Annotated in this window: 21 protein-coding genes; 14 read left to right on the plus strand and 7 right to left on the minus strand. The window is 49.2% G+C overall.

The features are described from left to right. The first annotated feature begins 135 nt into the window (after positions 1-135). Together HA050_RS02810 and HA050_RS02815 are read left to right on the plus strand one after the other, a co-directional pair. Entirely contained in the window at positions 136-582 is a 447-nt protein-coding gene (locus tag HA050_RS02810; RefSeq protein WP_166821747.1) for an AAA family ATPase, read from the plus strand. Further along, entirely contained in the window at positions 572-1,330 is a 759-nt protein-coding gene (locus HA050_RS02815) for a tRNA(His) guanylyltransferase Thg1 family protein (protein WP_166821750.1), read from the plus strand. The genes HA050_RS02810 and HA050_RS02815 overlap by 11 nt, the downstream gene beginning before the upstream one ends. Positions 1,331-1,402: 72 nt before the next feature. On the opposite strand, the gene ssb is transcribed toward HA050_RS02815, so the two are convergent. Both ssb and HA050_RS02825 read right to left on the minus strand, forming a co-directional pair. Beyond that, positions 1,403-1,906 carry a single-stranded DNA-binding protein gene (gene ssb, locus HA050_RS02820; RefSeq protein WP_099397899.1) on the minus strand — a complete coding sequence of 168 codons (504 nt, stop codon included), beginning with the start codon at positions 1,904-1,906 and terminating at the stop codon, positions 1,403-1,405. A gap of 23 nt (positions 1,907-1,929) precedes the next feature. Then, positions 1,930-3,318, minus strand: a complete 1,389-nt coding sequence (locus HA050_RS02825; RefSeq protein ID WP_166821753.1) for an MFS transporter — start codon at positions 3,316-3,318, stop codon at positions 1,930-1,932. A 185-nt stretch (positions 3,319-3,503) separates the two neighbouring features. Between HA050_RS02825 and uvrA the strand changes: the two genes are divergently transcribed. After that, entirely contained in the window at positions 3,504-6,365 is a 2,862-nt protein-coding gene (gene uvrA, locus HA050_RS02830; RefSeq protein WP_166821755.1) for an excinuclease ABC subunit UvrA, read from the plus strand. A gap of 96 nt (positions 6,366-6,461) precedes the next feature. Here uvrA and HA050_RS02835 read toward each other — a convergent pair whose 3' ends face one another. The 3 genes from HA050_RS02835 to HA050_RS02845 form a co-directional block, all read right to left on the minus strand. Continuing rightward, positions 6,462-8,375: a type IV pilus assembly protein FimV gene (locus HA050_RS02835; RefSeq protein ID WP_501037366.1), complete on the minus strand. Its 1,914-nt coding sequence runs from the start codon at positions 8,373-8,375 to the stop codon at positions 6,462-6,464. Positions 8,376-8,383: 8 nt separating this feature from the next. After that, positions 8,384-9,520: a PilT/PilU family type 4a pilus ATPase gene (locus HA050_RS02840; protein WP_099397903.1), complete on the minus strand. Its 1,137-nt coding sequence runs from the start codon at positions 9,518-9,520 to the stop codon at positions 8,384-8,386. 224 nt (positions 9,521-9,744) lie between these two features. Further along, positions 9,745-10,785, minus strand: coding sequence for a type IV pilus twitching motility protein PilT (locus HA050_RS02845; RefSeq protein WP_099397904.1), 1,041 nt, complete (start codon positions 10,783-10,785; stop codon positions 9,745-9,747). Between the two features lie 275 nt (positions 10,786-11,060). On the opposite strand from HA050_RS02845, the gene HA050_RS02850 reads away from it, so the two are divergent. The 3 genes from HA050_RS02850 to HA050_RS02860 all read left to right on the plus strand — a co-directional run bounded on the left by HA050_RS02850 (position 11,061) and on the right by HA050_RS02860 (position 13,295). Then, the gene (locus tag HA050_RS02850; RefSeq protein WP_166821759.1) at positions 11,061-11,771 is read left to right on the plus strand and encodes a YggS family pyridoxal phosphate-dependent enzyme; all 711 of its coding nucleotides are present in this window, start codon (positions 11,061-11,063) and stop codon (positions 11,769-11,771) included. Between the two features lie 102 nt (positions 11,772-11,873). Then, a complete protein-coding gene (gene proC / locus HA050_RS02855; RefSeq protein ID WP_166821762.1) occupies positions 11,874-12,692 on the plus strand; it encodes a pyrroline-5-carboxylate reductase in 819 nt (272 codons plus the stop codon). Positions 12,693-12,701: 9 nt separating this feature from the next. Next, positions 12,702-13,295: a YggT family protein gene (locus HA050_RS02860; protein ID WP_166821764.1), complete on the plus strand. Its 594-nt coding sequence runs from the start codon at positions 12,702-12,704 to the stop codon at positions 13,293-13,295. A 53-nt stretch (positions 13,296-13,348) separates the two neighbouring features. Here the strand turns inward: HA050_RS02860 and HA050_RS02865 are convergent, their stop codons facing one another. After that, positions 13,349-13,786 (minus strand): FxsA family protein, encoded by a 438-nt coding sequence (locus HA050_RS02865; protein ID WP_166821767.1) that lies wholly within the window; start codon positions 13,784-13,786, stop codon positions 13,349-13,351. On the opposite strand from HA050_RS02865, the gene cutA reads away from it, so the two are divergent. Genes cutA through HA050_RS02880 form a run of 3 tightly spaced genes read left to right on the plus strand, consistent with a single transcriptional unit; the run spans position 13,785 to position 16,107 of the window. Continuing rightward, the gene (gene cutA / locus HA050_RS02870; RefSeq protein WP_166821770.1) at positions 13,785-14,114 is read left to right on the plus strand and encodes a divalent-cation tolerance protein CutA; all 330 of its coding nucleotides are present in this window, start codon (positions 13,785-13,787) and stop codon (positions 14,112-14,114) included. The genes HA050_RS02865 and cutA overlap by 2 nt on opposite strands. Then, the gene (gene dsbD, locus HA050_RS02875; protein WP_166821773.1) at positions 14,111-15,643 is read left to right on the plus strand and encodes a protein-disulfide reductase DsbD; all 1,533 of its coding nucleotides are present in this window, start codon (positions 14,111-14,113) and stop codon (positions 15,641-15,643) included. Before cutA ends, dsbD begins: the two co-directional genes overlap by 4 nt. After that, the gene (locus tag HA050_RS02880; RefSeq protein WP_277344352.1) at positions 15,640-16,107 is read left to right on the plus strand and encodes a TlpA family protein disulfide reductase; all 468 of its coding nucleotides are present in this window, start codon (positions 15,640-15,642) and stop codon (positions 16,105-16,107) included. The genes dsbD and HA050_RS02880 overlap by 4 nt, the downstream gene beginning before the upstream one ends. Positions 16,108-16,160: 53 nt before the next feature. Here HA050_RS02880 and HA050_RS02885 read toward each other — a convergent pair whose 3' ends face one another. Beyond that, a complete protein-coding gene (locus tag HA050_RS02885) occupies positions 16,161-16,466 on the minus strand; it encodes an ArsR/SmtB family transcription factor (protein WP_046352391.1) in 306 nt (101 codons plus the stop codon). A gap of 191 nt (positions 16,467-16,657) precedes the next feature. Here HA050_RS02885 and gpmI point away from each other — a divergent pair, with 191 nt between their 5' ends. The 5 genes from gpmI to HA050_RS02910 all read left to right on the plus strand — a co-directional run bounded on the left by gpmI (position 16,658) and on the right by HA050_RS02910 (position 22,732). Continuing rightward, entirely contained in the window at positions 16,658-18,196 is a 1,539-nt protein-coding gene (gene gpmI / locus HA050_RS02890) for a 2,3-bisphosphoglycerate-independent phosphoglycerate mutase (RefSeq protein WP_166821779.1), read from the plus strand. Positions 18,197-18,451: 255 nt separating this feature from the next. Continuing rightward, positions 18,452-19,735, plus strand: coding sequence for a murein hydrolase activator EnvC family protein (locus HA050_RS02895; RefSeq protein WP_166821782.1), 1,284 nt, complete (start codon positions 18,452-18,454; stop codon positions 19,733-19,735). Between the two features lie 47 nt (positions 19,736-19,782). Further along, the gene (locus HA050_RS02900; RefSeq protein ID WP_099397914.1) at positions 19,783-21,246 is read left to right on the plus strand and encodes a S41 family peptidase; all 1,464 of its coding nucleotides are present in this window, start codon (positions 19,783-19,785) and stop codon (positions 21,244-21,246) included. Positions 21,247-21,352: 106 nt separating this feature from the next. Next, on the plus strand, positions 21,353-21,754 hold the full coding sequence (locus HA050_RS02905; RefSeq protein ID WP_166821785.1) for a hypothetical protein: 402 nt from the start codon (positions 21,353-21,355) through the stop codon (positions 21,752-21,754). Between the two features lie 180 nt (positions 21,755-21,934). Continuing rightward, positions 21,935-22,732, plus strand: coding sequence for a HesA/MoeB/ThiF family protein (locus HA050_RS02910; RefSeq protein WP_205836260.1), 798 nt, complete (start codon positions 21,935-21,937; stop codon positions 22,730-22,732). Positions 22,733-22,742 lie beyond the last annotated feature (10 nt).

Raw genomic sequence — 22,742 nt, forward strand, 5'->3', positions numbered from 1 at the left:
CATAGTTTAGATGTAAACTGTATGGAATTAAACGTAAGCTATCGTATCGCAGTAAAAACAGACTGATCTTATTCATCTTTTTTATACTGGTACTCAGCCCAGCTAAAAGCATTGATTCCAAGCAAGGAGCTACAATTGGAAGCCATTATATTTGTTGGAATACAAGCCAGTGGAAAATCTACATTCTATAAAAACAATTTTTTTAATTCGCATATTAGAATTAGCAATGATTTATTAAAAACTAAAAACAGAGAAAAGTTGCTGCTGGATCTATGTAAAGAAACCAAGATGCCTTTTGTTCTTGACAACACCAACGTTAGCAAAGATATCAGATCAAGATATATTCAATTAATTAAAGCAATGAATTTTACTATCAAGTGCTATTACTTTAAGCCCGACATCAGCAGATCCCTTGAGTGGAATGAAAATCGCAGCGGCAAAGAAAACATTCCTAAAGCAGGTATTTTAGGCACATATAAAAGATTGGAATGTCCAGAATCTGCAGAAGGATTTGATAAAATTTTTTATGTAGATTTTACTCAAGGAAAATTTTTATGCAAGGAATGGTGCGATGAAATTTAATGATCTTGAGCAATTAATGCGACCCTATGAAACCATATCTGATTACAGCGTCGCCGCTGATATTTATATGGTTGCCAGAATTGATGGCAGAAGCTTCACCACGCTTACTAAAGAAACTGGACTATTTGAAATTCCATTTGACATAAAATTCAGAGACTTGATGATTGAAACTACAAAACATCTGATGAACTGTGGCTTTAAAGTCATTTATGCCTACACTGAAAGCGATGAAATATCTTTATTATTTGATTTAAATATCAGTGCCTTCAATAGAAAACTTAGAAAATACAACTCTATTCTAGCCGGTGAAGCATCCGCTAAATTTACTTTATTATCGCAAACTCTGGCCGCATTTGATTGCCGCATAAGCCAGCTCCCCAGCAAGCAACTTGTTGTCGATTACTTTAGATGGCGCAATGAAGATGCGCATAGAAATGCACTGAATGCTCATTGTTACTGGATACTTAGAAAAGAAGGCCTAAGCAAATCCAAATCTAATTCATTGATAGAAAGTAAATCAAGTGAAGAGAAAAAAAACATATTGCTAAACCGTGGCATTGATTTTGAAAATTTGCCTTTATGGCAGAAACGGGGCGTTGGGCTTTACTGGGATCAGGAAGAAATTAAAGGTTATAACCCTATTAAAAACACCGAAACAATCAGCAACAGAACCGTCATCAAAACTGAGCTTGAGCTAGCTTCGCATGAGGAATACTCAAAGTTTATGGATCGACTACTAACTCAATAAATTGAGCTTCAAAAAGCACAAAGCCCGCATCTCTGCGGGCTTTGTGCTTAATACATTTGGGCGATACTCCGATTAAAACGGAATATCATCCTCAAAATCATCAAAGCTCTTCGGTGCGGCAGCTGCCGGGGCGGGGGCCGGGCGGCGGGCCGGGGCTGGGGCGGCTTGCTGGTAGGCGGGCTGCTGGTTAAAGCCGCCATCGTCATAGCCGCTGTCTGCCGGTGCGCTGTTGCCGCCAGAGCGGCCACCCAGCATTTGCATCTGGTCGGCGATGATTTCGGTGGTGTAGCGGTCCTGGCCGGTGGTTTTATCTTGCCATTTACGCGTTTGCAGGCGGCCTTCAATGTAAACCGATGAGCCTTTTTTCAGGTACTGTGCGGCGATTTCGGCCAGGCGGTTGTACATGGTGATATTGTGCCATTCGGTTTTTTCCTGCTTTTGGCCGGTGGCTTTGTCTTTCCAGCTTTCGGTGGTGGCAATGCTGAAATTACAGACTGCGCCGCCCGATGGCAGGAAACGGTTTTCAGGATCTTTGCCCAGGTTACCGATCAGAATTACTTTATTCAATGAAGCCATTGGTTTATCTCTTGTTTTATCTTTTACAGGGCAGACGGGACAGTCAAACCAGCCGTCTCTTCAATAAGTTGCCGCGCCGCAGCTTCGTCCCAGCCGGTTTGCAGGACTTTAAGCAAGGCCACGCGTTCATCAATTAACACGACGACTTCTTTCACGCCGTCAATTGCGGCAAGTTTAACAGACAGTGCCTGCCCGTCGCCTGCCCAATTATCGCCGATGTGGAACATTTGTGTTTTCACCGGCAGCGGTGGCTGCATGCCAGCGGCAAAAAACAGCCAGATCACCATCAGTGCAGCGCAAAGCAAAAAGATCGCCGTCACACTGCCATGCTGCTGATACAGCCAGCCCGCAATGGCTGAGCCTAAAAACATGCTTAAAGACTGGCAAGTATTATAGACACCCATTGCCGTACCCTTGGCATCACTTGGGGCAATTTTGGAAATCAGGCTGGGCTGAGTGGCTTCCAAAATATTAAATGCGATGAAATACACCGACAGCCACACCACAATCATGACCAGATTGGGCATAAACAGCGCCATACCCAGCTGGGCAAGCAGCATCAGGCTGATGGCAAAAATAAACACTTCTTTTAAGTGTTGCTTTTTTTCACCATAAATCACGGCAGGTACCATCAGCACAAAGCCCACCAGCACCACCGGTAAATACACCCACCAATGATGCTCCAGGCTAATTCCACCCAGCTTAGTGAGTAATAATGGCATCACGGTAAACATGGCCATTTGCGCCGCATGCAGGGCAAATACACCATAGTTCATGCGTAAAAGTTGCGGGTGGCGCAATACGGCGGGCAAACGGGTGGCGCTGATTTCGGCATCGGAATGAAAGCGCGAAACAATGGGATCAGGAATAATCTTCTTTACGCCTATCATGGCGGCAACGGTAAGCACGGCGGTCAGGATAAAAATGCCGGGTAAACCAATCCATGCAGCCAAAGTGGGCGCTGCCACCAGAGAAATCGCAAAGGTGCTGGCAATACTGCCGCCTATCATCGCCATTGCCTTGGTACGGTTTTCTTCGCGGGTTAAATCGGCCAGCAGAGCGGTAATGGCCGCCGAGATCGCCCCCGCTCCCTGCACGGCACGGCCCACAATCAGCCATGCCACATGATCGGCCATGGCACACATCATGCTGCCAAGGGCAAACAGGGCAAGGCCGATATAAATCACTTTTTTGCGGCCTGCACGATCTGACCACATACCAAAAGGCAGTTGCAATAAGGCTTGCGTCAGGCCATAAGCACCAAACGCAAGGCCAACCATGGCGTGATTATCTCCTCCGGGGAGCTTGCCTGCGTAAACCGCAAACACAGGCAGAATAAGAAACATTCCCAGCATACGCAGGGCATAAAGCCCGGCTAAGCCAAGCGAGGCACGTAGTTCTATAGGATTCATGGCAGCAATTTGAAGTGGGCTCTGGCGTGTTGGAATGGCATCCTTACCTGACGCGCGGGCATAAAAACAAGTAAACCATGGCGTTTCAATACAAATGTAATGGTCAAGTAAATGCTTCCAACACACTTTCAACAGGAAAGTCCGGTATATTATCTGATTCCTCTTTACTGCAGATACCGGCCTTTATGTCGTACCGTCGTATCGAATCATCCGAAGCCCCGCAAATTCGCATTCGCGGCGCTCGCACGCACAATTTAAAAAACGTTAATCTCGACCTGCCACGCGGCAGCTTAGTTGTGATTACAGGCCTTTCCGGCTCGGGTAAATCGTCTCTGGCGTTTGATACCCTCTATGCCGAAGGCCAGCGTCGCTATGTGGAATCGCTATCCGCTTATGCACGGCAATTTTTACAATTGATGGAAAAACCCGATGTCGATCTGATCGAAGGCCTTAGCCCTGCGATCTCCATCGAGCAAAAAGCCACCAGTCATAATCCGCGCTCTACCGTGGGTACGGTGACGGAAATCCACGATTATCTGCGCCTCTTATTTGCCCGCGTCGGCACACCATTTTGCCCCGAGCATAAGCAGCCTTTGCAATCACAAACCGTCAGCCAGATGGTTGATCACGTTTTAGCACTGCCAGAAGAAACCAAACTCATGGTGCTGGCCCCGGTGGTGGTCGGCAAAAAAGGCGAAAACGTTGATCTGTTTGACGAGCTGCGCGCGCAGGGCTTTGTGCGTGTACGTGTCGATGGCGAAATCTGTGAGCTGGATGAAACGCCTAAGCTGGATAAAAACAAGAAACACACCATCGAAGTGGTAGTGGACCGGTTGAAAGTGCGCGAAGACGTGAAGCAGCGCCTGGCCGAATCGTTTGAAACCGCCCTGCGCCACGCCGAAGGCCGCGCCATTGCTTTAGAAATGGATAGCGGTAAAGAGCATTGGTTCTCAGCCAAATTTGCCTGCCCGATTTGCAGCTACAGCCTGCCGGAACTCGAACCGCGCTTATTCTCGTTTAACAACCCGATGGGCGCCTGCCCTAAGTGCGAAGGCCTTGGGCAGATCACTTTCTTTGATCCTAAGCGCGTGGTGGCTCACCCTGATTTAAGCCTGGCGGCGGGTGCGATTAAGGGCTGGGATAAGCGTAATCAGTTTTATTTCCAGATGCTGACCAGTATTTCTGAGCACTATGGCTTTGATGTCAGCGAAGCCTGGACAGAGCTGACTGAAGAAGTACAGCAAGCCGTCTTGCATGGCTCGGGCACCGAGGAAATTGCCTTCACCTATATGAATGAGCGCGGCAATAAGGTTTCCCGCTCGCACGCCTTTGAAGGGATTATCCCCAATCTGGAGCGCCGCTATGTTGAAACCGACTCCATGGCCGTGCGTGAAGAACTCGCCAAATACCAAAACAACCAGCCCTGCCCGCATTGCGAAGGCGCAAGGCTGCGTGTAGAAGCGCGTAATGTACGCGTAGGCGAATGCAATCTGCACGAAGTCAGCCGCATGGCACTCAAAGACACGGCAGTTTACTTTGGCGCCTTAACACTGACCGGCGCCAAAGCGCAGATTGCCGAAAAAATTGTGAAAGAAATTCGTGAACGCCTCGGCTTTCTGGTCAATGTGGGCCTGGATTACCTCAGCCTTGATCGCAGCGCCGATACGCTATCTGGCGGTGAAGCACAGCGGATTCGTCTGGCCAGCCAGATTGGCTCCGGCCTCACCGGCGTGATGTATGTGCTGGATGAGCCATCCATTGGTCTGCATCAGCGCGATAACGATCGCCTGCTGGGCACGCTGCGCCATCTGCGTGACCTGGACAACACGGTGATCGTGGTTGAACACGATGAAGACGCGATCCGTATGGCCGATTATCTGGTAGATATGGGCCCGGGCGCAGGTGTGCATGGTGGTGAAGTAGTGGCGGCGGGTACACCCGAAGACATCATGAATGAGCCGCGCTCGATCACCGGACAATTTTTATCCGGCGCACGGCGTATTGCTATTCCTGAAGTGCGCCGCAGCCCGGATCCGGAAAAATGGCTGTCGCTGAAAGGCGCTTCGGGTAATAACCTGAAACAAGTTGAGCTTAAATTGCCGGTAGGCTTATTTGTCTGCATCACCGGCGTATCCGGCTCGGGTAAATCCACCTTAATCAATGACACGCTGTACACCATTGCGGCCAAAGAACTAAACGGCGCATCGGGCGAGCCAGCACCATTTGAAAGCATTGCGGGGCTGGAGCACTTTGATAAAGTGATTAACGTCGATCAATCGCCAATTGGCCGCACACCGCGCTCTAATCCTGCCACCTATACCGGCATGTTTACACCGATTCGTGAGCTGTTTGCCGGCGTACCCACCAGCCGCGAACGCGGTTACGGGCCGGGGCGGTTCAGCTTTAACGTCAAGGGTGGCCGCTGCGAAGCGTGCCAGGGCGATGGCGTACTGAAAGTAGAAATGCACTTTTTGCCGGATGTGTACGTGCCTTGCGATGTCTGCCACGGCAAACGCTACAACCGCGAAACGCTGGAAGTGCTCTACAAAGGCAAAAACATCACCGAAGTACTAGGGATGACGGTCGAGCAGGCGCTGGCCTTCTTTGAAGCCGTGCCTACGGTAGCACGTAAGCTGAAAACCCTGACCGATGTGGGCCTGGATTACATCCGCTTAGGCCAGAGCGCCACCACGCTTTCTGGCGGTGAGGCACAGCGCGTGAAGCTGGCGCTGGAGCTATCCAAGCGCGATACCGGCCGCACACTTTACATTCTGGATGAGCCAACCACTGGTTTGCATTTCCATGATATCGACCAGCTGCTGGCGGTATTGCACCGCCTGCGCGAGCACGGCAATACGGTGGTGGTGATCGAGCACAATCTGGATGTGGTAAAGACTGCAGACTGGGTGATTGATCTGGGGCCGGAAGGCGGTGCAGGTGGCGGGCGTATTTTAATGAGCGGCACGCCAGAAGAATTAGCAGCCTGCACAGAAAGCCATACCGGGCAGTATCTGGCTAAAACTTTAGCGGCGCACCAAACGCTGTAGTGACTACTGCGGCTTAAATAAAAAACGGCTTAAGCATGCTTAAGCCGTTTTTTATTCATTTAAATCCTGCAACGCACTCTTTCGCATGGAGCGCCGTCAAATTTGTAATGGAATCAGCACATCCAGCCACTTAATTGCAGTCTGCCTTTGTTCCATCGTGCCGCGGTAAAGCAGCTGCTCCAGCGTCTGGCAGGCACTGTGTATGTCCTGCTGCTCCAGATGCTCCACCACTAACTGTAAAACCGGGTCTTCGGTCTGGAAAAAGGATAAATCCAGACCAGTGATCTCTGGCAGCCTGACTTCAAGCGAAGATAAGGGATCAGGCATTTCTACAGAAAAATCGATCTGCTCCGGCACACTGAGCCAGGGGTCTTGTTTATACTCAACCAGCTCACCGGTTGCAAAATCCACATGTTCAACTTTGCTTTCAGGCACTGCAAAGCTCATGCCTTCCTGGGCAAACATCAGCGGACTGGCTGTTTCATCAAGAGACAAATAAAGCGGGTTATCCGGATCTAAAGCCCTGCCCATGCCCTGCACTTGCTGCCACAGCCCATCGCTGGAAAACTGCAAGCGAAAGCCAACGGCCCTGTTTTGAAACTCCTGACGCATACCCTGAGTCACATACACATCAAACAGCATCATCCATAAAGCTAAGGAGCTTGGGTACTGCTCAATCTCACTTTTCAACAGATTAACGGCCTGCGTGACCAAGCCGTGATCCAGCAACATCTGCGCTTCTTCTGATACATTTTTGGGCTGCACCACATCAACATCATCCCGGCTCCAGTCTGATGCGGCCTGAGAAAAATTGCTCATCGCCCCCATCAGCAGGCTTCGGTCTGGCACTGCGTCCATAAACCGCTCACTCAGCGGTACGCCCCCAGCCCCAGAGCTGTATGCATTCTGCCCCAGCGGAAAAATATCCATATCGGCCTGCGCAATCCGGCGCTGCCGCTGCATTAAATAAATGGGGGGAATAAACAATAAGAGCAGCAGCCACCAGGCGCTTGGCCAGCTGAAGCGATTAATTCCGGAGAAAACAGGGGTGTTATCACTGGGTATTTCTGTTTGAGATCTGCCCTGGACTGCGGCTAATTGTTTTTCCAGCTGGCTGATCTGATATTTAAACTGCAATAGCTGTGCGGCCTGATCATCGCTCTCCAAAAGCTGCAGGCGCTCCCGGGCACGCAAGTTTTCATCCGGGCTTAGAGGTGCTTTTGTCTGGCTGGATAAAAGCGACCCGGATAAACGCAGCTGAAAGCCGCCCTGCGCAAGGCGGGGCAAATAAGGCGCAGTAATTTGTAAAGACTCTTTGGCAGGTGCAAGCAATTGCGCTTCTGGCTCTGGCGGCCTCTCTTCGCTGACGGCCACATTTGGGAGTAAACGCTTGCGGTCAGGCAGTCTCACATCGGTATTCAGCGGCAAGCGGGCGTAAGTATTTTGGGCCAGATCCGGGTTTAAGCGGTAAATCTCATCCACCATCCGTGCCCTGCTGGCCCTGTCCTGTGGAAAATAAGCGCGGGCAATCCGCTCTACTGAATCGCCCTCCTGGCTTTGCCAGACCCCTGACAAGGCAGGCAAATTACGGCGGGGCGCAGGAGCAAGCGGCGCTAAATCAGCACTTTGCTTGCCCCGGTATTCACGCGGGTCGAGTAAAACATTGTAATCACGCTGAAAACTGGCACTTTTTTCACTGGGACAGCGCAAACGAATCGAGAAACTAAGCAGAGGCTCCTGCAAAGCCTCATCGCCTCTCAAGGTAAGCACACCGCCATTTTCATTCGATTCAAACGATAAGCGGGCACTAAAATGCGGAGTACCCGCTTCGTGAACAGGCAACAGCCGAAAGCAATGAGTGCCCAGCTCCTCACTTTCACTGGCAATAATATTAATCCGGGCATTAAAGCGTTCACCCAACGCAGATCTAAGCTGAATATCGCCCAGAACTGCAGCATACGCGGGATGAACAAGTAAACTTGAACAAATTAAAAATTGAATAAGTCGCATAAGCAGGTTTAAACAATATCAAGATGATCAAGGCCAGAAAGAATATCAGTGTGTTTAGCCTCAGAACCTTGCAGCTTAATACTTAAGCGCAAATCATTCACCGAATCAGCATTTCGCAAGGCATCTTCGTAAGTGATTTTTCCGGCTTCATAATGATCAAACAGGGCCTGATCAAAAGTTTGCATCCCAAGCTCGCGCGATTTTTTCATGATTTCTTTGATTTCGTGAACTTCACCTTTAAAAATCAATTCTGAAATCAAGGGGCTGTTCAGCATCACTTCTACAGCGGCCACGCGGCCTTTGCCGGTACGGTGCGGTACCAGGCGCTGCGATACAAATGAGCGCAAGTTTAAAGACAAATCCATCAGCAGCTGCTGACGGCGCTCTTCAGGGAAAAAGTTAATAATCCGGTCCAGCGCCTGGTTGGCCGAGTTAGCATGCAAGGTAGCCATGCAAAGATGGCCGGTTTCAGCAAAAGCAATGGCGTAATCCATTGTTTCGCGATCACGAATCTCACCAATCAGAATCACATCTGGAGCTTGGCGCAAGGTGTTTTTAAGCGCAGCCTGCCAGGAATCAGTATCAACGCCCACTTCACGCTGGGTCACAATACAGTTTTTATGTGCATGCACATATTCAATCGGATCTTCAATGGTAATGATGTGATCATAACCATGCTCATTGCGATGGCCAATCATGGCCGCGAGCGAAGTCGATTTACCCGATCCCGTACCGCCCACAAAAATCACCAGCCCGCGTTTAGCCATGGCGATATCGCGCAGCACCGGCGGCAAGCCTAAATCGTCAAGGGAAGGGATTTCAGAATTAATAGTACGCAGCACCATGCCCACATGGCCTTGCTGCATAAAAGCATTCACCCGGAAGCGGCCAAGCTGGCCGGGGCTGATAGCAAAGTTACATTCTTTGCTCGCTTCAAAATCTTCAGCCTGGCGATCATTCATAATCGCCCGTGCTAATTCTTTGCTGTGCTGAGCCGTTAAAATCTGATTGGAAACAGGCGTTACTTTCCCATCAATCTTCATCGCAGGCGGAAACTCAGAAGTAATAAATAAATCTGAAGCGCCTTTGCCACGCATATGCCGCAAAAGATCATGCATAAATTTTGCGGCCTGTTCTTTTTCCATTTTTCTTTTTCCGCTATGCGTTAACCAAAAGGCGTGAAGTCATTATTATTAAACCAGCAGTATCTTACTTGATTAATAAGTAATGTGATTAAAAAAATCTGCCAAACGCTTCAAGAATCACATTTCAGCCAATTGCTTAACAGGTTTATGACTAAAAAAACAAGGCAATCATGATTTAAGTAAATACCACGCTTATACCACCATTGCCTCTGATCTGAATTAAATCAGCCACGGAAATTATCAGGAATCGCCGCTTTCATTCTTGCCTCAGGTAAAGAAATAATGTTGCGCTGCAATAAACCCTGCAGGCACTGATCCAGTGTTTGCATACCAAATTGCGATCCGGTTTGAATCGCCGAATACATTTGCGCAATTTTATTTTCACGAATCAGGTTACGAATCGCCGGAATCCCAATCATTACTTCATGCGCAGCCACACGCCCGCCTTCTTTCTTTTTAAGCAGGGTTTGTGAAATAACCGCACGTAATGATTCGGACAACATCGAGCGCACCATTTCTTTTTCTGCGGCCGGGAATACGTCAACCACCCGGTCGATTGTTTTAGCGGCAGAAGACGTATGCAAGGTACCAAACACCAAATGCCCCGTTTCAGCAGCCGTCAGTGCCAGACGAATGGTTTCCAGATCGCGCATTTCCCCAACCAGAATCACATCCGGGTCTTCACGCAAAGCAGAGCGCAAAGCGTTAGAGAAGCTCATGGTATGCGGCCCCACTTCGCGCTGGTTAATCAGGCATTTTTGCGAGGTATGAACAAACTCGATCGGGTCTTCAACCGTTAAAATATGGCCATATTCATTGGCATTGATATAGTTAATCATCGCCGCCAGGGTAGTTGATTTACCCGATCCCGTCGGCCCGGTCACCAGTACGAGGCCCCGTGGTGTTTCGGCAATTTCCTGGAAAATACGCGGGCAGCCCAGCTCTTCCAGAGTTTTGATATCTGATGGAATCACCCGGAAAACGGCACTTGCCCCGCGATTTTGCACAAAGGCATTCACCCGAAAACGCGCTAAACGCGGTATTTCAAAAGAAAAATCGCATTCCAGGGTATCTTCGTAAATCTTACGCTGGCCGTCGTTCATGATGTCGTACACCATATCGTGCACGTCTTTATGCGAGAGAGCGGGCGTATTAATCCGGCGAATATCCCCGTCTACCCGAATCATCGGAGGTAAACCAGAGGAGAGATGTAAGTCAGACGCCTTATTCTTTACGGTAAAAGCTAATAATTCTGAGATTTCCATTGTTTAATCCTGTCCGCATAATAGGTTTTCGCGTAATAATGCCCAAGCAGCCTGTCGGACTGAAGACTGCTCTACTGCAGAAAAGCACGTTTTGGCCATATCTAGAGAATTTTTAAATTTAAGAAGCCCGGCTTCAAAAATCCTCTACATATCACCCGAACCAACAATGTCCTCTTTTATGAACACTCATAAAGAAGACCTGCTGACAAAACAGAAGATTAAACCTGTTCAAGCCCCGTCTTATGCAGAGCACACACAAGAGTTGATAACCCATTATGGCAACGATATTTACAGCATGGCAAGGTGTGCAAGAGCGCATTGCAAAAGCCGCCGCCGCCAGTCAGAGACAAAGCAGCTCGATCAGCTTACTGGCCGTGAGTAAGACATTCCCTGGTGATGCCATCAGATCGCTGTATTCATGTGGACAGCGCGCCTTTGGCGAAAATTATGTTCAAGAATTAATAGATAAACATGCAGCTTTAAGCGATTGTAATGAAATTATCTGGCACTTTATCGGCCCCTTACAGAGCAATAAAACCCGATCTGTGGCAGAGTTGGCAGATTGGGTGCACTCTGTCGATCGTTTCAAAATTGCTGAGCGGCTTTCTGCACAGCGTCCGGAACATTTGCCCGATTTAAATGTCTGCATTCAGGTCAATGTATCGGGTGAAGCTTCTAAATCTGGTATTACGCCTGATGAATGCATGGCATTGGCGACAAAAATCTGTCAATTACCTCGTATAAAATTACGGGGTTTAATGTGTATTCCCGAACCTACACAAGACTTAACGCAGCTGGCAAAGCAGTTTACTCTTCTGCGAAATTTACAAAATCAGCTAATCACCGCAGGCATGAACACAGATACTTTATCGATGGGAATGTCCGGTGATTTAGAAACCGCCATTAGCGAGGGTTCTACCCTCGTGCGGGTAGGGACCGCATTATTCGGCGCCCGCAGCTATCCGGATAATTCATCATTACTTTAGTGTCTGATCTGCCTGAGTGCCGTATTTATATCTGCCCTCAGGCATCCAGCCAAACAGACCAGGTAATGCATGATTTTTTGGGCCAACCAGTGTAAGGAATTTATGAAAATCACTTTTATCGGTGGCGGAAACATGGCCATCGCGATGATAGGCGGCATGATCAGACAGGGCTTTACAGCCGCTCAGATTCATGTGGTTGAACCTGATGCACTCAAGCGGGAACAGCTAAGTGCCGATTTTGGCGTGAGCTGCAGCGATCCGGAAACGGCGCTTCCTCAAAGCGAGGCCATTTTATTCGCAGTAAAACCACAGCAATTACAAGCTGTTGCCAAATCTTTACGACAGCAAATCAATGGTGCGCTCGTTATTTCCATTGCCGCAGGTATCAGGGTAGAAACCCTTTCGCAGTGGCTGGATGCATATCCGCGCATTGTACGAGTCATGCCTAATACCCCGGCACTGGTTCAGGAAGGGATGTCCGGGGCCTATGCCACCAGCGAAGTGAATGCTGCAGACCGGGAATTAACCGGGCGCATGCTGGCTGCCATTGGCGAAATGGTCTGGGTAGAAAAAGAAAGTGATATCGATGGAATCACGGCGATTTCGGGCTCTGGCCCCGCCTATGTATTCTATTTTATGGAAGCCTTACAAGCGGCAGCCCGCGCTCAGGGCTTTGGCCCGGAAATTGCCCGTAAGCTGGCCTACCAGACCTTTGCAGGAGCCGTAAAACTCGCGCTGCAAAGCGAGGACGACGCCGCTACCTTAAGGCAAAAAGTGACCTCAAAAGGCGGTACCACCGAGCGGGCCATTAATGCACTTGAAACCAGCCAGGTACGCACAACCATTATTGCAGCAGCTTCTGCCGCGGCTGCCCGCTCCCGCGAGTTGGGGGAAGAATCCACACGCAGTCTTGAAGTCTGAGGATTTACAATGCTTGCAAACACATTCAATTTTTTAATTCGTAATTTATCAGAATTTTTTATTCTGCTTTTGCTGGCCCGATTTTTCTTGCAGGCCGCAAGGATTCCATTCAAGCACCCGCTGACTCAGTTTGTTTTATCGCTGACCAACTGGGCCGTCATCCCTGTCAGGCGTATCCTGCCGCCCTTTCGCGGACTGGATAGCGCCAGCCTGATGCTCTCCTGGCTGGTGGCCCTGCTGATGCATGCCGTCTTACTGGCCTTATCTCCATGGCCTTTTGACTTTACAGCGCCGTTTTCACTGTTTTCACTGGCACTTGCAGCCCTGCTTGAAATCTGCAAGATGTCTTTATATCTGCTGTTTGCGACAGTGATCGGCCAGGCACTGATGTCCTGGCTTGCGCCGTATAACCCACTGATGCCGATTCTTACCGCGCTGACAGCACCTTTTCTGCGCCCCTTACACCGCTTTATCCCACCTATTGGGGGTGTGGATATCACGCCTCTGGTGCTGATTCTGGCCATTCAGCTGGTGCTGAATGTCATTGTGCCCAGCTTAGAGCAGATTATTTTGCAAGGCGTCAGCATGATTATGCTGAAGTAAAAAAAATCGCCGCAGGCAGCTGCCCGCGGCGATTTTTTAATTAAAGTATTAAATTAACCTTGTAAACGATCCACATCGGGCTTTACCTGGCGATATTCACCATCGATTACATCACCCGCGGCACCTTGCGAAGAATATGTGCCCGCTGCCGGGGAAGCCGTATTTTTTCCTGCCAGTTTGCCCCAAGGCAACAGCAAAACCAGTGCGGCCACATCGCCCAAAATACCGGGCAGTAATAATAAAACGGCAGCAATGTAATACCGGGCCACTGCAAACAAGCTGTGCACCGACAAGCGGCCAGAGCGTAAGTCGCCAAATAAAGCCGCCCCCACCGCTAATTTATGATGGCGCAGCATCAGCAGGCCACCAAAAAAAGCCGCAATCAGCCACAGCACGACCCAAAAAGTACCAATGGCTTTTGCCAGTAAAACAATCGTGATAATTTCAGCAATCGGGTACGCCACAAAAAGTAATAACAGCAGGTAAGGCATGACAACTCCAGAAAATATTTTGATCGTCCTGTGCAATTGCCCGGACGAGGATGTAGCAAATCGTTTAGCCACCGGCCTGGTAACAGCCCGTTTGGCCGCCTGTGTGAACCAATTGGCGCCAGTACAATCTACATACCGATGGAATGAAAGAATCGAAATCGCCCAGGAAGTTCCCCTGCTGATTAAAACGACCCAAACCGCTTATCCGGTTTTAGAGGCCTGGCTGCAGGAAAATCACCCCTATGAAGTCGTCGAAATTATCGCCCTGAGCGCTGTAGCGGGATTACCCGCCTATCTGAACTGGCTTAGTAAAGAGGTACAGGCATGATGCTGCGTATTATTTTATTTTTCCTTGCCCTAATAGGCACGGCCCATGCTGAAAATGATTTACTTGCTCCTGAAAAAGCGTTTCAGGCTTACATGGTACAGATTGATGACCATACTCTGGAAGCGCGTTTTAAAGTGGCACCGGGTTATTATCTCTACCGTGACCGGATTACTTTTAAAGCGGATCAGAGTATCCAGCCCCAGCTGCCTGCAGGTACGGAAAAAAATGATCCCAGCTTTGGCAAAGTACAGGTTTACAAGCACGACACTTCAGTACAGATCAAATCCAGCACCCCATTCCCCATAAATGCGGCCATTACTGCAAAATTCCAAGGCTGTGCCGAAGTGGGCGTTTGCTACCCGCCTCAGACACAGATTCTAAAACCAGGTGAGCCGCCAAAAGATGCGCTGGATCAGCTGTTTGGTAAAAGTACGGCTCCTGCTGAAATCGGCCCCGGCGGGGCCGATGTTTATTTCAGCGGCGGATTTCTTGCCACACTAAGCGTGTTTTTTCTGGCAGGCATTGCACTTGCCCTTACCTCGTGTATGTACCCCCTGATCCCTATCGTATCCGGCATCGTGCTGGGCAATGGCCAGCAAGGCAAAATGCGCGCCCTGGCGCTGACGTTTACCTATGTGCAAGGCCTGGCTCTGAGCTACACACTCATCGGGATTGCGGCAGCGGCAACAGGCACTCTACTTGTTGTAGCCTTACAACAACCTTTTGTTATTGCTCTTTTCGCCCTGTTTTTTGTTCTTATGGCGCTGGCAATGTTTGGCTTATTTGACCTGCAATTATCCGGCAGCATTCAAAGTAAAATGAATGAATGGTCAAACCGCTTACCAGGAGGCCAATTTACTTCGGTGTTTGCCATGGGGGCCCTCTCCGCACTAATTGTTGGCCCCTGCATCGCCCCGCCCTTAGCTGCAGCGCTGGCTTATCTGGGGCAAACCGGCGATTTACTGCTGGGCGGCAGTGCACTTTATATGCTGGCACTGGGCCTTGGCCTGCCTCTGCTCGCGATTGGTGCTTTCGGCGGCAGCATTCTGCCAAAGCTCTCCGGCCGCATCATGCGCGGAGTAAAAATTGTATTCGGTGTATTACTTATGGCAATGGCCGTTTGGGTTGCAAGACCCTTATGGGAAAAATCAGGAACAGAAAACGGCCCGCACTTTGCCACAATTAAATCAGAACAGGAATTAGACCAGGCAATTAATCAGGCTAATGGCAAAATGGTAATGCTCGATTTTTATGCTGATTGGTGTATTGCCTGCAAAGAATTTGAACGCGATACACTCAGCGATCCGGATATTCAAAAAACCTTAGCAGGTATGGTTTTACTCAGGGCCGATGTTACACAAAACAATGCAGCAGATCAGGCGCTGTTAAAGCGATTCAGGCTGTTTGGGCCCCCCGCAATTTTATTTACGGGAAGTAATGGCCATTTTCTGAATGAGCGCGTGATTGGCTATCAAAATCCGGCTGCCTTTAAAGCCACTTTAGAACGGCTTCAACAGGAAAAACAATGAAAAAATGCTTCATTATTTTGAGTCTACTCAGTGGCCTTGCTCAGGCAGAAAGCGCTGTTTTTTCAGCCCAACTGCCTGATTTTCAAAACAAAATGCAGTCTTTTTCCCAATGGAAAGGTAAACCGCTCATTATTAATTTTTGGGCAACCTGGTGCAGCCCCTGCAGAGAAGAAATACCGGAGTTTATTGCATTGCAAAAGCAATATGCAGGGAAAGTGCGGTTTATTGGCGTAGCCATCGACGAACAAAAAGATGTCGCCGCATTTTCAAAGCAATACGGAATAAATTACCCGGTTTTATTTGGGGAAGCCAATGCAATGGAATTAATGCGCAAAGAAGGCAATCAGCTGGGCGGATTACCCTTTACCGCAATATACAATGCAAAAGGTGAACGAATTGCAATTGAGCTGGGAAGACTCAAAAAAGAAAAGTTGGAGAATTATTTAAAAGATTTAGCACGCTAATCATCAGCAAATTGCAGTAATCACATCGCGTAAAAAATACGCGATGTAAAGATTTAAAAGCCGCAGAATACGTTTCTTAACATAACAATCACTTCCAGCGTACGTAAATCACCCACACGGTAGTAAACCCGATTGGCATCTTTACGTGTACGCAGCACCCCTTTTTCCCGCATCAGGGCAAGGTGCTGGGAAATATTCGACTGAGTCGTACCAACCTGCTCAACGATATCCTGCACGCTGACTTCTTTGTCGCCAAGTACGCAAAGAATTTTCAAACGCAAGGGGTGTGACATCGCCTTCATCGCACGCGATGCCTGATCAATGTGGGGGTCGTCCATATGCTCAATGGAATTGGCCATAATCGCTATCTGAGATTAAAAAAGGTTTGAGGGGATATTCTAATTATTTCTTGCTTAATTTGGTAGAAATATTGCCAAACGTCATAGAGGCTATTATGCAATAGGTTAGAATACCAGGGATATTTAAAATTTGTTTGTCTGCTGAGCAAGCATTAAATACGCAGCAGCATCCATCACAGGGATTAATAAATATGAGCCAAAACGTCAAGCCCGTTCTTTTGCTGATTTTAGATGGCTTCGGTTACCGCGAAGAGACAGCGGATAATGCCATTGCTGCAGCAAAAAAACCGCACCTTGATCGCCTGTTTGCCACCTGCCCGTGGACCACGATCAACGCATCCGAAGAGTATGTTGGCCTGCCTAAAGGCCAGTTTGGTAACTCTGAAGTTGGCCACCTTAATATTGGCGCTGGCCGCGTGCTGCAGCAAGACATCAGCCGTATCGACTGTGATGTGGCAGACGGCTCTATCGGGCAAAACACTGTTTTTGCCGCAGCAATTGAACAAGCGAAAAGCAGTGGCAAAACGCTGCACATCTTAGGCCTGATCTCGGATGGCGGGGTTCACAGCCACGAAGCCCATATTAATGCCCTGGTAGCCGCAGCCAGCGATGCGGGCGCAGGCCAGATCAATGTCCATGCCTTCCTGGATGGCCGTGACACACCACCGCGCAGCGCTGCCGTTTACCTGGAAAAACTTCAGGCCGTTTGCGACAGCCACCCTGCAGCAAGAATTGTTTCGGTTACAGGGCGCTATTGGGCTATGGACAGAGATAAGCGCTGGGAACGAATTGAACCTGCCTACAACGTTATGGTTGAAGGCAAGGGTCTCTACCATGCAAACAGCGCCGCCGAAGCACTGGCAGCCGGTTACGCCCGTGATGAAAACGATGAATTTATTTCTGCCACCGCCATTGGCGCACCATCGTCCATGCAGGATGGCGATGTTGTGATCTTTATGAATTTCCGAGCCGACCGCGCGCGCCAGATCACTACTGCACTCACCGATACCAGCTTTGATGGTTTTAAAGCGCGTCAGCCAAAATTTGCTTCATTCAGTACTGCAACCAATTACGGCTCTGCCTATCCGGCACTGCAAGTTGCTTATGACAAGCCTAAGGTGCAAAACAGTTTTGGTGAGTACATCGCCAACTTAGGCTTAAAACAACTGCGCATTGCCGAAACCGAAAAATACCCGCACGTTACTTACTTCTTCTCAGGTGGCGAAGAAAAAGAATTCGCCGGGGAAGATCGCATCCTGGTACCTTCACCCAAGGTAGCCACTTACGATTTACAGCCTGAAATGAGCGCACCAGAAGTCACACGCCGGATTGTTGAAGCCATTGAATCAAAGCAATACGCAGCCATTATTTGCAATTATGCCAATGGTGATATGGTTGGGCACTCAGGTATTTTTGACGCTGCTGTTAAAGCAGTTGAAGCTTTAGACCAGAGTGTTGCACAATGTGTTGACGCCATGCTTGCAGCCGGTGGAGAAATCCTGATTACGGCCGATCATGGTAATTGTGAGCTGATGTTTGATCACACCGCACACCAGCCACATACCCAACACACTACAGACCAGGTTCCATTTGCCTATATCGGCCGCCCGGCAACAATGGCGGCACGGGGCAGCGGGGCTTTACGTGATATTGCCCCTACCATGCTGGCATTAATGGGCCTTGATCAGCCGGAAGAAATGACGGGCAAATCACTTGTACATTTGTCCTGAACGGCGAGGGGCATTTGGTAAGATAGCCAGGATGTAATCCATAAAGCGACTGACCACCAGCAGGTGGTCAGATCGCTTATATTTTGGCTTTATGATGCTTAAAGAATTAGAAATCAGGGAAGTAAGCGATTCATTTGCAGGTATTACACCTGCCATACTTCACTCTCATTTTTAAGCCCAGGCAGGCAAACCATCCCTAAGTAAGGGTAAATACTTGGTAAACTTATAAGAATGCTCAGAGCGCTTTTTCTTCTAATGCTTACAACCGGTGCACTTGCTGCACCGGCTACGCCTGCCGCGCCTAAACAAGAATCCGAAGCAAGACAAGCTGAGTTAAAAGATTTGCGAGGCCAGTTGCAAGAGCTAAAAAAAGACCTTGCAGCCAATGAATCGCACCGCAGCGAAGCCAGCGACGCTTTAAAAGACTCTGAAACAGCGATTTCCGATGCTAATCGCGTTCTTAGCTCCATGCAGCAAGAACAAGCCCTCACCAGCGCTGAAATTTCCCGCCTTGAAAACGACATCAGCCATACCCGCAAAGGGATTCAGGCCAGCCAGCTTCGCCTTGGGAAAATCCTTAAAACACGCTACAAAGCCGGGCAGATTGAAGCATGGCGTCTGCTGCTCAATCAGCAAGACCCTAATCAAGTCAGCCGCGAGCTCACTTATTACCGCTATATCAGCCGCTCGCAATTGCAGCTTGCAAATAAACTGGAAGCACAGTTGAGTGAGCTTTCCCGCTTAAGTGAAGATATCCGGCAAAAAAATGAAGCTTTGCAACAGCTTGCGCAAAGGAAAAAACAGCAAAAAGAAATGCTGGTATCCGAGCAGCAGGAAAAACAGCAAATTGTGAGCAACCTCTCACAAGAAATCAGCAGCCAGCGTAATCAAATCCAAAAACTGGCCGCCGATGAGAAACGCCTGACAGGGCTGGTTGATAAGCTCAACGCCATTATCAAACGCCAGGAGCTTGAGCGCGCCAAAAAAGCCGCCCAGGCCAGGCAGCTTGCTGAGAAAAAAGCCAGGGAGCGTGCCGCACGAAATGCTGCTGCTCAGGCCAAAGCAAAAGCTGCAGGAAAACCCGCACCCAAGGCAGAGCCCGAACCAGAAGTCACTACCGCGCTGCCTGATGCAACACAATCAGGACAAGCCTTTGCATCGCTCAAAGGTAAGCTGCGCTTACCGATTAAGGGTGAAATCACCGGCCGTTATGGCACGGCTCGAGGCGAAGGCGGGCAATGGAAAGGCGTATTTATTCGCGCTGCCTCCGGCCAGAGCGTCAAAGCGGTAGCCAGTGGCCGGGTGGTTTTTGCCGAGTGGCTACGCGGCTTTGGCAATATGCTGATCGTCGATCATGGCGGTGGATATATGAGTATTTACGCTGCAAACGAGAGCATTCTTAAGCAAGTCGGTGATACGATTAAGGCTGGGGACAGCATTGCCACCAGTGGTAACAGCGGTGGAATGGCAGATTCCGGCTTATACTTTGAATTAAGACAAAACGGCCGCCCCGTAGACCCATTGGCGTGGGCTGGCTAGACCATTACGACGCCCCATATCAGCAAGCCTATAACAGGAAAACACGGATGTCCTCGAGCAACAAAAAACCAAAGCTCCAAAAGATTGCCTTGCTATTGGCAGGTGCAGGTCTGGGCATTGCCCTGAGTCTTTCCTTTAACGCAGTGGCTGATAAAGATGCGGGAGGCAACCCCTTACCCGTTGAAGAGCTGCGTGCATTTTCTACTGTTTTTGGCTTGATAAAGCAGAGCTATGTAGAGCCAGTCGAAGATAAAAAACTCATTACCGAAGCCATTAAAGGCATGGTATCGGGTCTTGATCCGCACTCCACTTATCTGGATGCCGAAGCCTTCAAAGATATGCAGATTCAAACCCAGGGCGAATTTGGTGGCCTTGGAATAGAAGTCAGCATGGAAGACGGCCTTGTGCGCGTTGTATCGCCCATTGAAGATACGCCAGCCTATCGTGCCGGTGTAAAAGCGGGCGACTTTATTGCCAAGATTGATGAAACGCCGGTACAAGGCATGTCGCTCAATGATGCCGTGACTAAAATGCGCGGCAAAATTGGCTCGTCGGTGACGCTGACCATGCTGCGTAAAGGCGAAGGCAAGCCCATTATTCTGACGCTGAAACGCGCTGTCATTAAAGTACAAAGCGTGAAATCCAAAATGGCCGAACCAGGCTATGGCTACATTCGTGTGGCACAGTTCCAGGAGCACACCACAGAAAACGTGGCACAGGCCCTTGATGCCCTGTACAAAGAAAATAAAGCACCGCTTAAAGGCGTTGTGCTCGATTTACGGAATGACCCAGGTGGCCTGTTAAATGGTGCAGTGGGTGTTTCTGCTGCATTCTTACCTAAAGATGCGCTGGTGGTTTACACCGAAGGCCGCACTCCTGATTCCAAAATCAAACTAACAGCAAGCAAAGAAAACTATCTGCGCCAAAATGGCAGAGAAGATTATTTTAAAAACACGCCTAAGGAAGTGAAAAACGTACCGCTGGTTGTATTGGTGAATGGCGGCTCTGCTTCGGCTTCAGAAATTGTAGCGGGCGCATTGCAAGACCATAAACGCGCTATTGTGGTGGGTACGCAAACCTTTGGTAAGGCATCGGTGCAGACCATTATGCCAATTGATAACAAAACCGCACTGAAGCTCACCACCGCTCGTTATTTCACGCCGCTTGGCCGCTCAATTCAGTTGAAAGGCATTACACCGGATATTGAAGTCGAAGAAGCAGTACTGAACGGCAAGGAACAAAATGCCTTCCGTATTCGTGAAGCCGATTTAGGACATCGTTTAGATAATCCGACCGATAAAGAAGCTGGCAGCAAAAAAACAGCATCTGAAACCAAGGCGGAAATCAAAGCAGAAATTAAAAAGCTGAAACCGGCCTCAGCCAGCGAAACTGCTGAAGACAATCCACGTGAAATTGCTTCTAAAAACGACTACCAGTTGCAACAAGCGCTGAATATTCTGAAAGTGCAGCAGATTTTGCAAAATAAAAATGTAGCCGCGCCGGCTAAATAACAGCCGCCCCTTGCATCTGTTCAGACAGCTCCTCCGGGAGCTGTTTTTCATTGCGTGCAAAGTAAGTTTCATCGGCCTAAACTAAAACATCTTCAGGAGGATCGCGATGAAACCCTGCTTAAGCAACGGTGCCAGGCATCATTTGATTCAGCTCTATCCGCTTCCGCCAGAACAAGCCCTGCATGCCGTACTCTTTTTGAATTCTTTAGAAGGGGTTATTGCACATAGCTCAGGCAATAAGCACTGTATCAGCGTGCGCTACCATTTACCCCAATACCGCTTACAGTGGCTGGAAAAGGAGTTAAAGCAAGCAGGCTTTCATTTAGATGAAAGCATTCTGAGCAAAATCAAACGCGCCCTCGCCCACTATTGCGAAGATATTGCCTGCAGCAATTTAGAAATCCCTGAACACAATGTTAAAAGCCGTGATGTCTACGTTAAAGTATGGGAAAAACATCCGCACGGTGATCATGATGAAACACCAGAAGAACTGCGGCGGTATTTATAAGGGAGTACTGTGTTAATAGCCCTGAGCATGGCTGGCGCTTTTTTTATGAAGCAAAACAAGTTTGAAGAAACGCATTTCACCGCCTCATGAACGGCCCGTATCCCCCCGCTGATTTAAGCCCAAACACGCAGCACCCGCGCCTTCTCGTATAATTTCTCACCCTAACTGCGATTTTCAGCCATGAGCTTCTGCCCAAACCTTTCTGCCAGCTCCGAAGACACGCTGGATGATCAAGCCCTGCTGCGCTACAGCCGCCATATTCTGCTCGATGAAATTGGCATTGAAGGCCAGGAAAAAATCAGCCAGGCCCATGTACTGTTAATTGGCGCCGGAGGCTTAGGATCACCAGCGGCACTTTATCTGGCATCGGCAGGCGTGGGCACGCTCACCATTGTGGATCATGATCAGGTTGATTTATCTAATTTACAGCGCCAGATCATCCACAGCACTGCCAGTCTGGGCCAGAATAAAGCGCGATCTGCCGCTCAGACCATTTATGCACTGAACCCGCACATCAGGGTTAATGCGCTGAGTACCAGAGCGACAGACAAAGAGCTGGATCAGCTTGTTGCCGCCGCTGATATCGTACTGGATTGCTGTGATAATTTTGCCACCCGCCATGCTGTAAACCGCGCCTGTGTTACGCATAAAGTACCACTGGTTTCTGGTGCAGCAGTTCGCTTTGACGGGCAGCTTACAGCCTTTGATTCCAGGCTGGACAACGCCCCCTGTTACCACTGTCTGTTTGGTGAAGAAGGCGAGGCCAGCGATGGCCCATGCGCTACTTTTGGGGTTTTTGCCCCTCTCGTAGGGATGATTGGGGCCGCACAGGCAGCAGAAGCACTCAAACTGATTATTGGCCTTGGCAGCCCGCTGATTGGACGTTTACAGCTGCTGGATGCACGCAATATGCAATGGCGGGAAATGCGCTACAAACGTGATCCAGCCTGCCCTGTCTGCGGCTGTAACAAAAGCTAAACAACAATAG

It is taken from the genome of Iodobacter violaceini, assembly GCF_011601265.1.
Taxonomy (GTDB): domain Bacteria; phylum Pseudomonadota; class Gammaproteobacteria; order Burkholderiales; family Chitinibacteraceae; genus Iodobacter; species Iodobacter violaceini.

Bases quoted from the DNA above. Each gene is read 5' to 3' on its own strand.
- HA050_RS02865 (WP_166821767.1), bottom strand. From the start codon at position 13,786: ATGCCTTACCTGCTGTTATTACTTTTTGTGGCGTACCCGATTGCTGAA.
- dsbD (WP_166821773.1), top strand. From the start codon at position 14,111: ATGATGCTGCGTATTATTTTATTTTTCCTTGCCCTAATAGGCACGGCC.
- cutA (WP_166821770.1), top strand. From the start codon at position 13,785: ATGACAACTCCAGAAAATATTTTGATCGTCCTGTGCAATTGCCCGGAC.
- HA050_RS02845 (WP_099397904.1), bottom strand. From the start codon at position 10,785: ATGGAAATCTCAGAATTATTAGCTTTTACCGTAAAGAATAAGGCGTCT.
- HA050_RS02905 (WP_166821785.1), top strand. From the start codon at position 21,353: ATGAAACCCTGCTTAAGCAACGGTGCCAGGCATCATTTGATTCAGCTC.
- HA050_RS02860 (WP_166821764.1), top strand. From the start codon at position 12,702: ATGCTTGCAAACACATTCAATTTTTTAATTCGTAATTTATCAGAATTT.
- HA050_RS02815 (WP_166821750.1), top strand. From the start codon at position 572: ATGAAATTTAATGATCTTGAGCAATTAATGCGACCCTATGAAACCATA.
- HA050_RS02840 (WP_099397903.1), bottom strand. From the start codon at position 9,520: ATGGAAAAAGAACAGGCCGCAAAATTTATGCATGATCTTTTGCGGCAT.
- HA050_RS02895 (WP_166821782.1), top strand. From the start codon at position 18,452: ATGCTTACAACCGGTGCACTTGCTGCACCGGCTACGCCTGCCGCGCCT.
- gpmI (WP_166821779.1), top strand. From the start codon at position 16,658: ATGAGCCAAAACGTCAAGCCCGTTCTTTTGCTGATTTTAGATGGCTTC.
- HA050_RS02880 (WP_277344352.1), top strand. From the start codon at position 15,640: ATGAAAAAATGCTTCATTATTTTGAGTCTACTCAGTGGCCTTGCTCAG.
- HA050_RS02900 (WP_099397914.1), top strand. From the start codon at position 19,783: ATGTCCTCGAGCAACAAAAAACCAAAGCTCCAAAAGATTGCCTTGCTA.
- HA050_RS02885 (WP_046352391.1), bottom strand. From the start codon at position 16,466: ATGGCCAATTCCATTGAGCATATGGACGACCCCCACATTGATCAGGCA.
- HA050_RS02825 (WP_166821753.1), bottom strand. From the start codon at position 3,318: ATGAATCCTATAGAACTACGTGCCTCGCTTGGCTTAGCCGGGCTTTAT.
- HA050_RS02835 (WP_501037366.1), bottom strand. From the start codon at position 8,375: ATGCGACTTATTCAATTTTTAATTTGTTCAAGTTTACTTGTTCATCCC.
- proC (WP_166821762.1), top strand. From the start codon at position 11,874: ATGAAAATCACTTTTATCGGTGGCGGAAACATGGCCATCGCGATGATA.
- HA050_RS02850 (WP_166821759.1), top strand. From the start codon at position 11,061: ATGGCAACGATATTTACAGCATGGCAAGGTGTGCAAGAGCGCATTGCA.
- HA050_RS02910 (WP_205836260.1), top strand. From the start codon at position 21,935: ATGAGCTTCTGCCCAAACCTTTCTGCCAGCTCCGAAGACACGCTGGAT.
- uvrA (WP_166821755.1), top strand. From the start codon at position 3,504: ATGTCGTACCGTCGTATCGAATCATCCGAAGCCCCGCAAATTCGCATT.
- ssb (WP_099397899.1), bottom strand. From the start codon at position 1,906: ATGGCTTCATTGAATAAAGTAATTCTGATCGGTAACCTGGGCAAAGAT.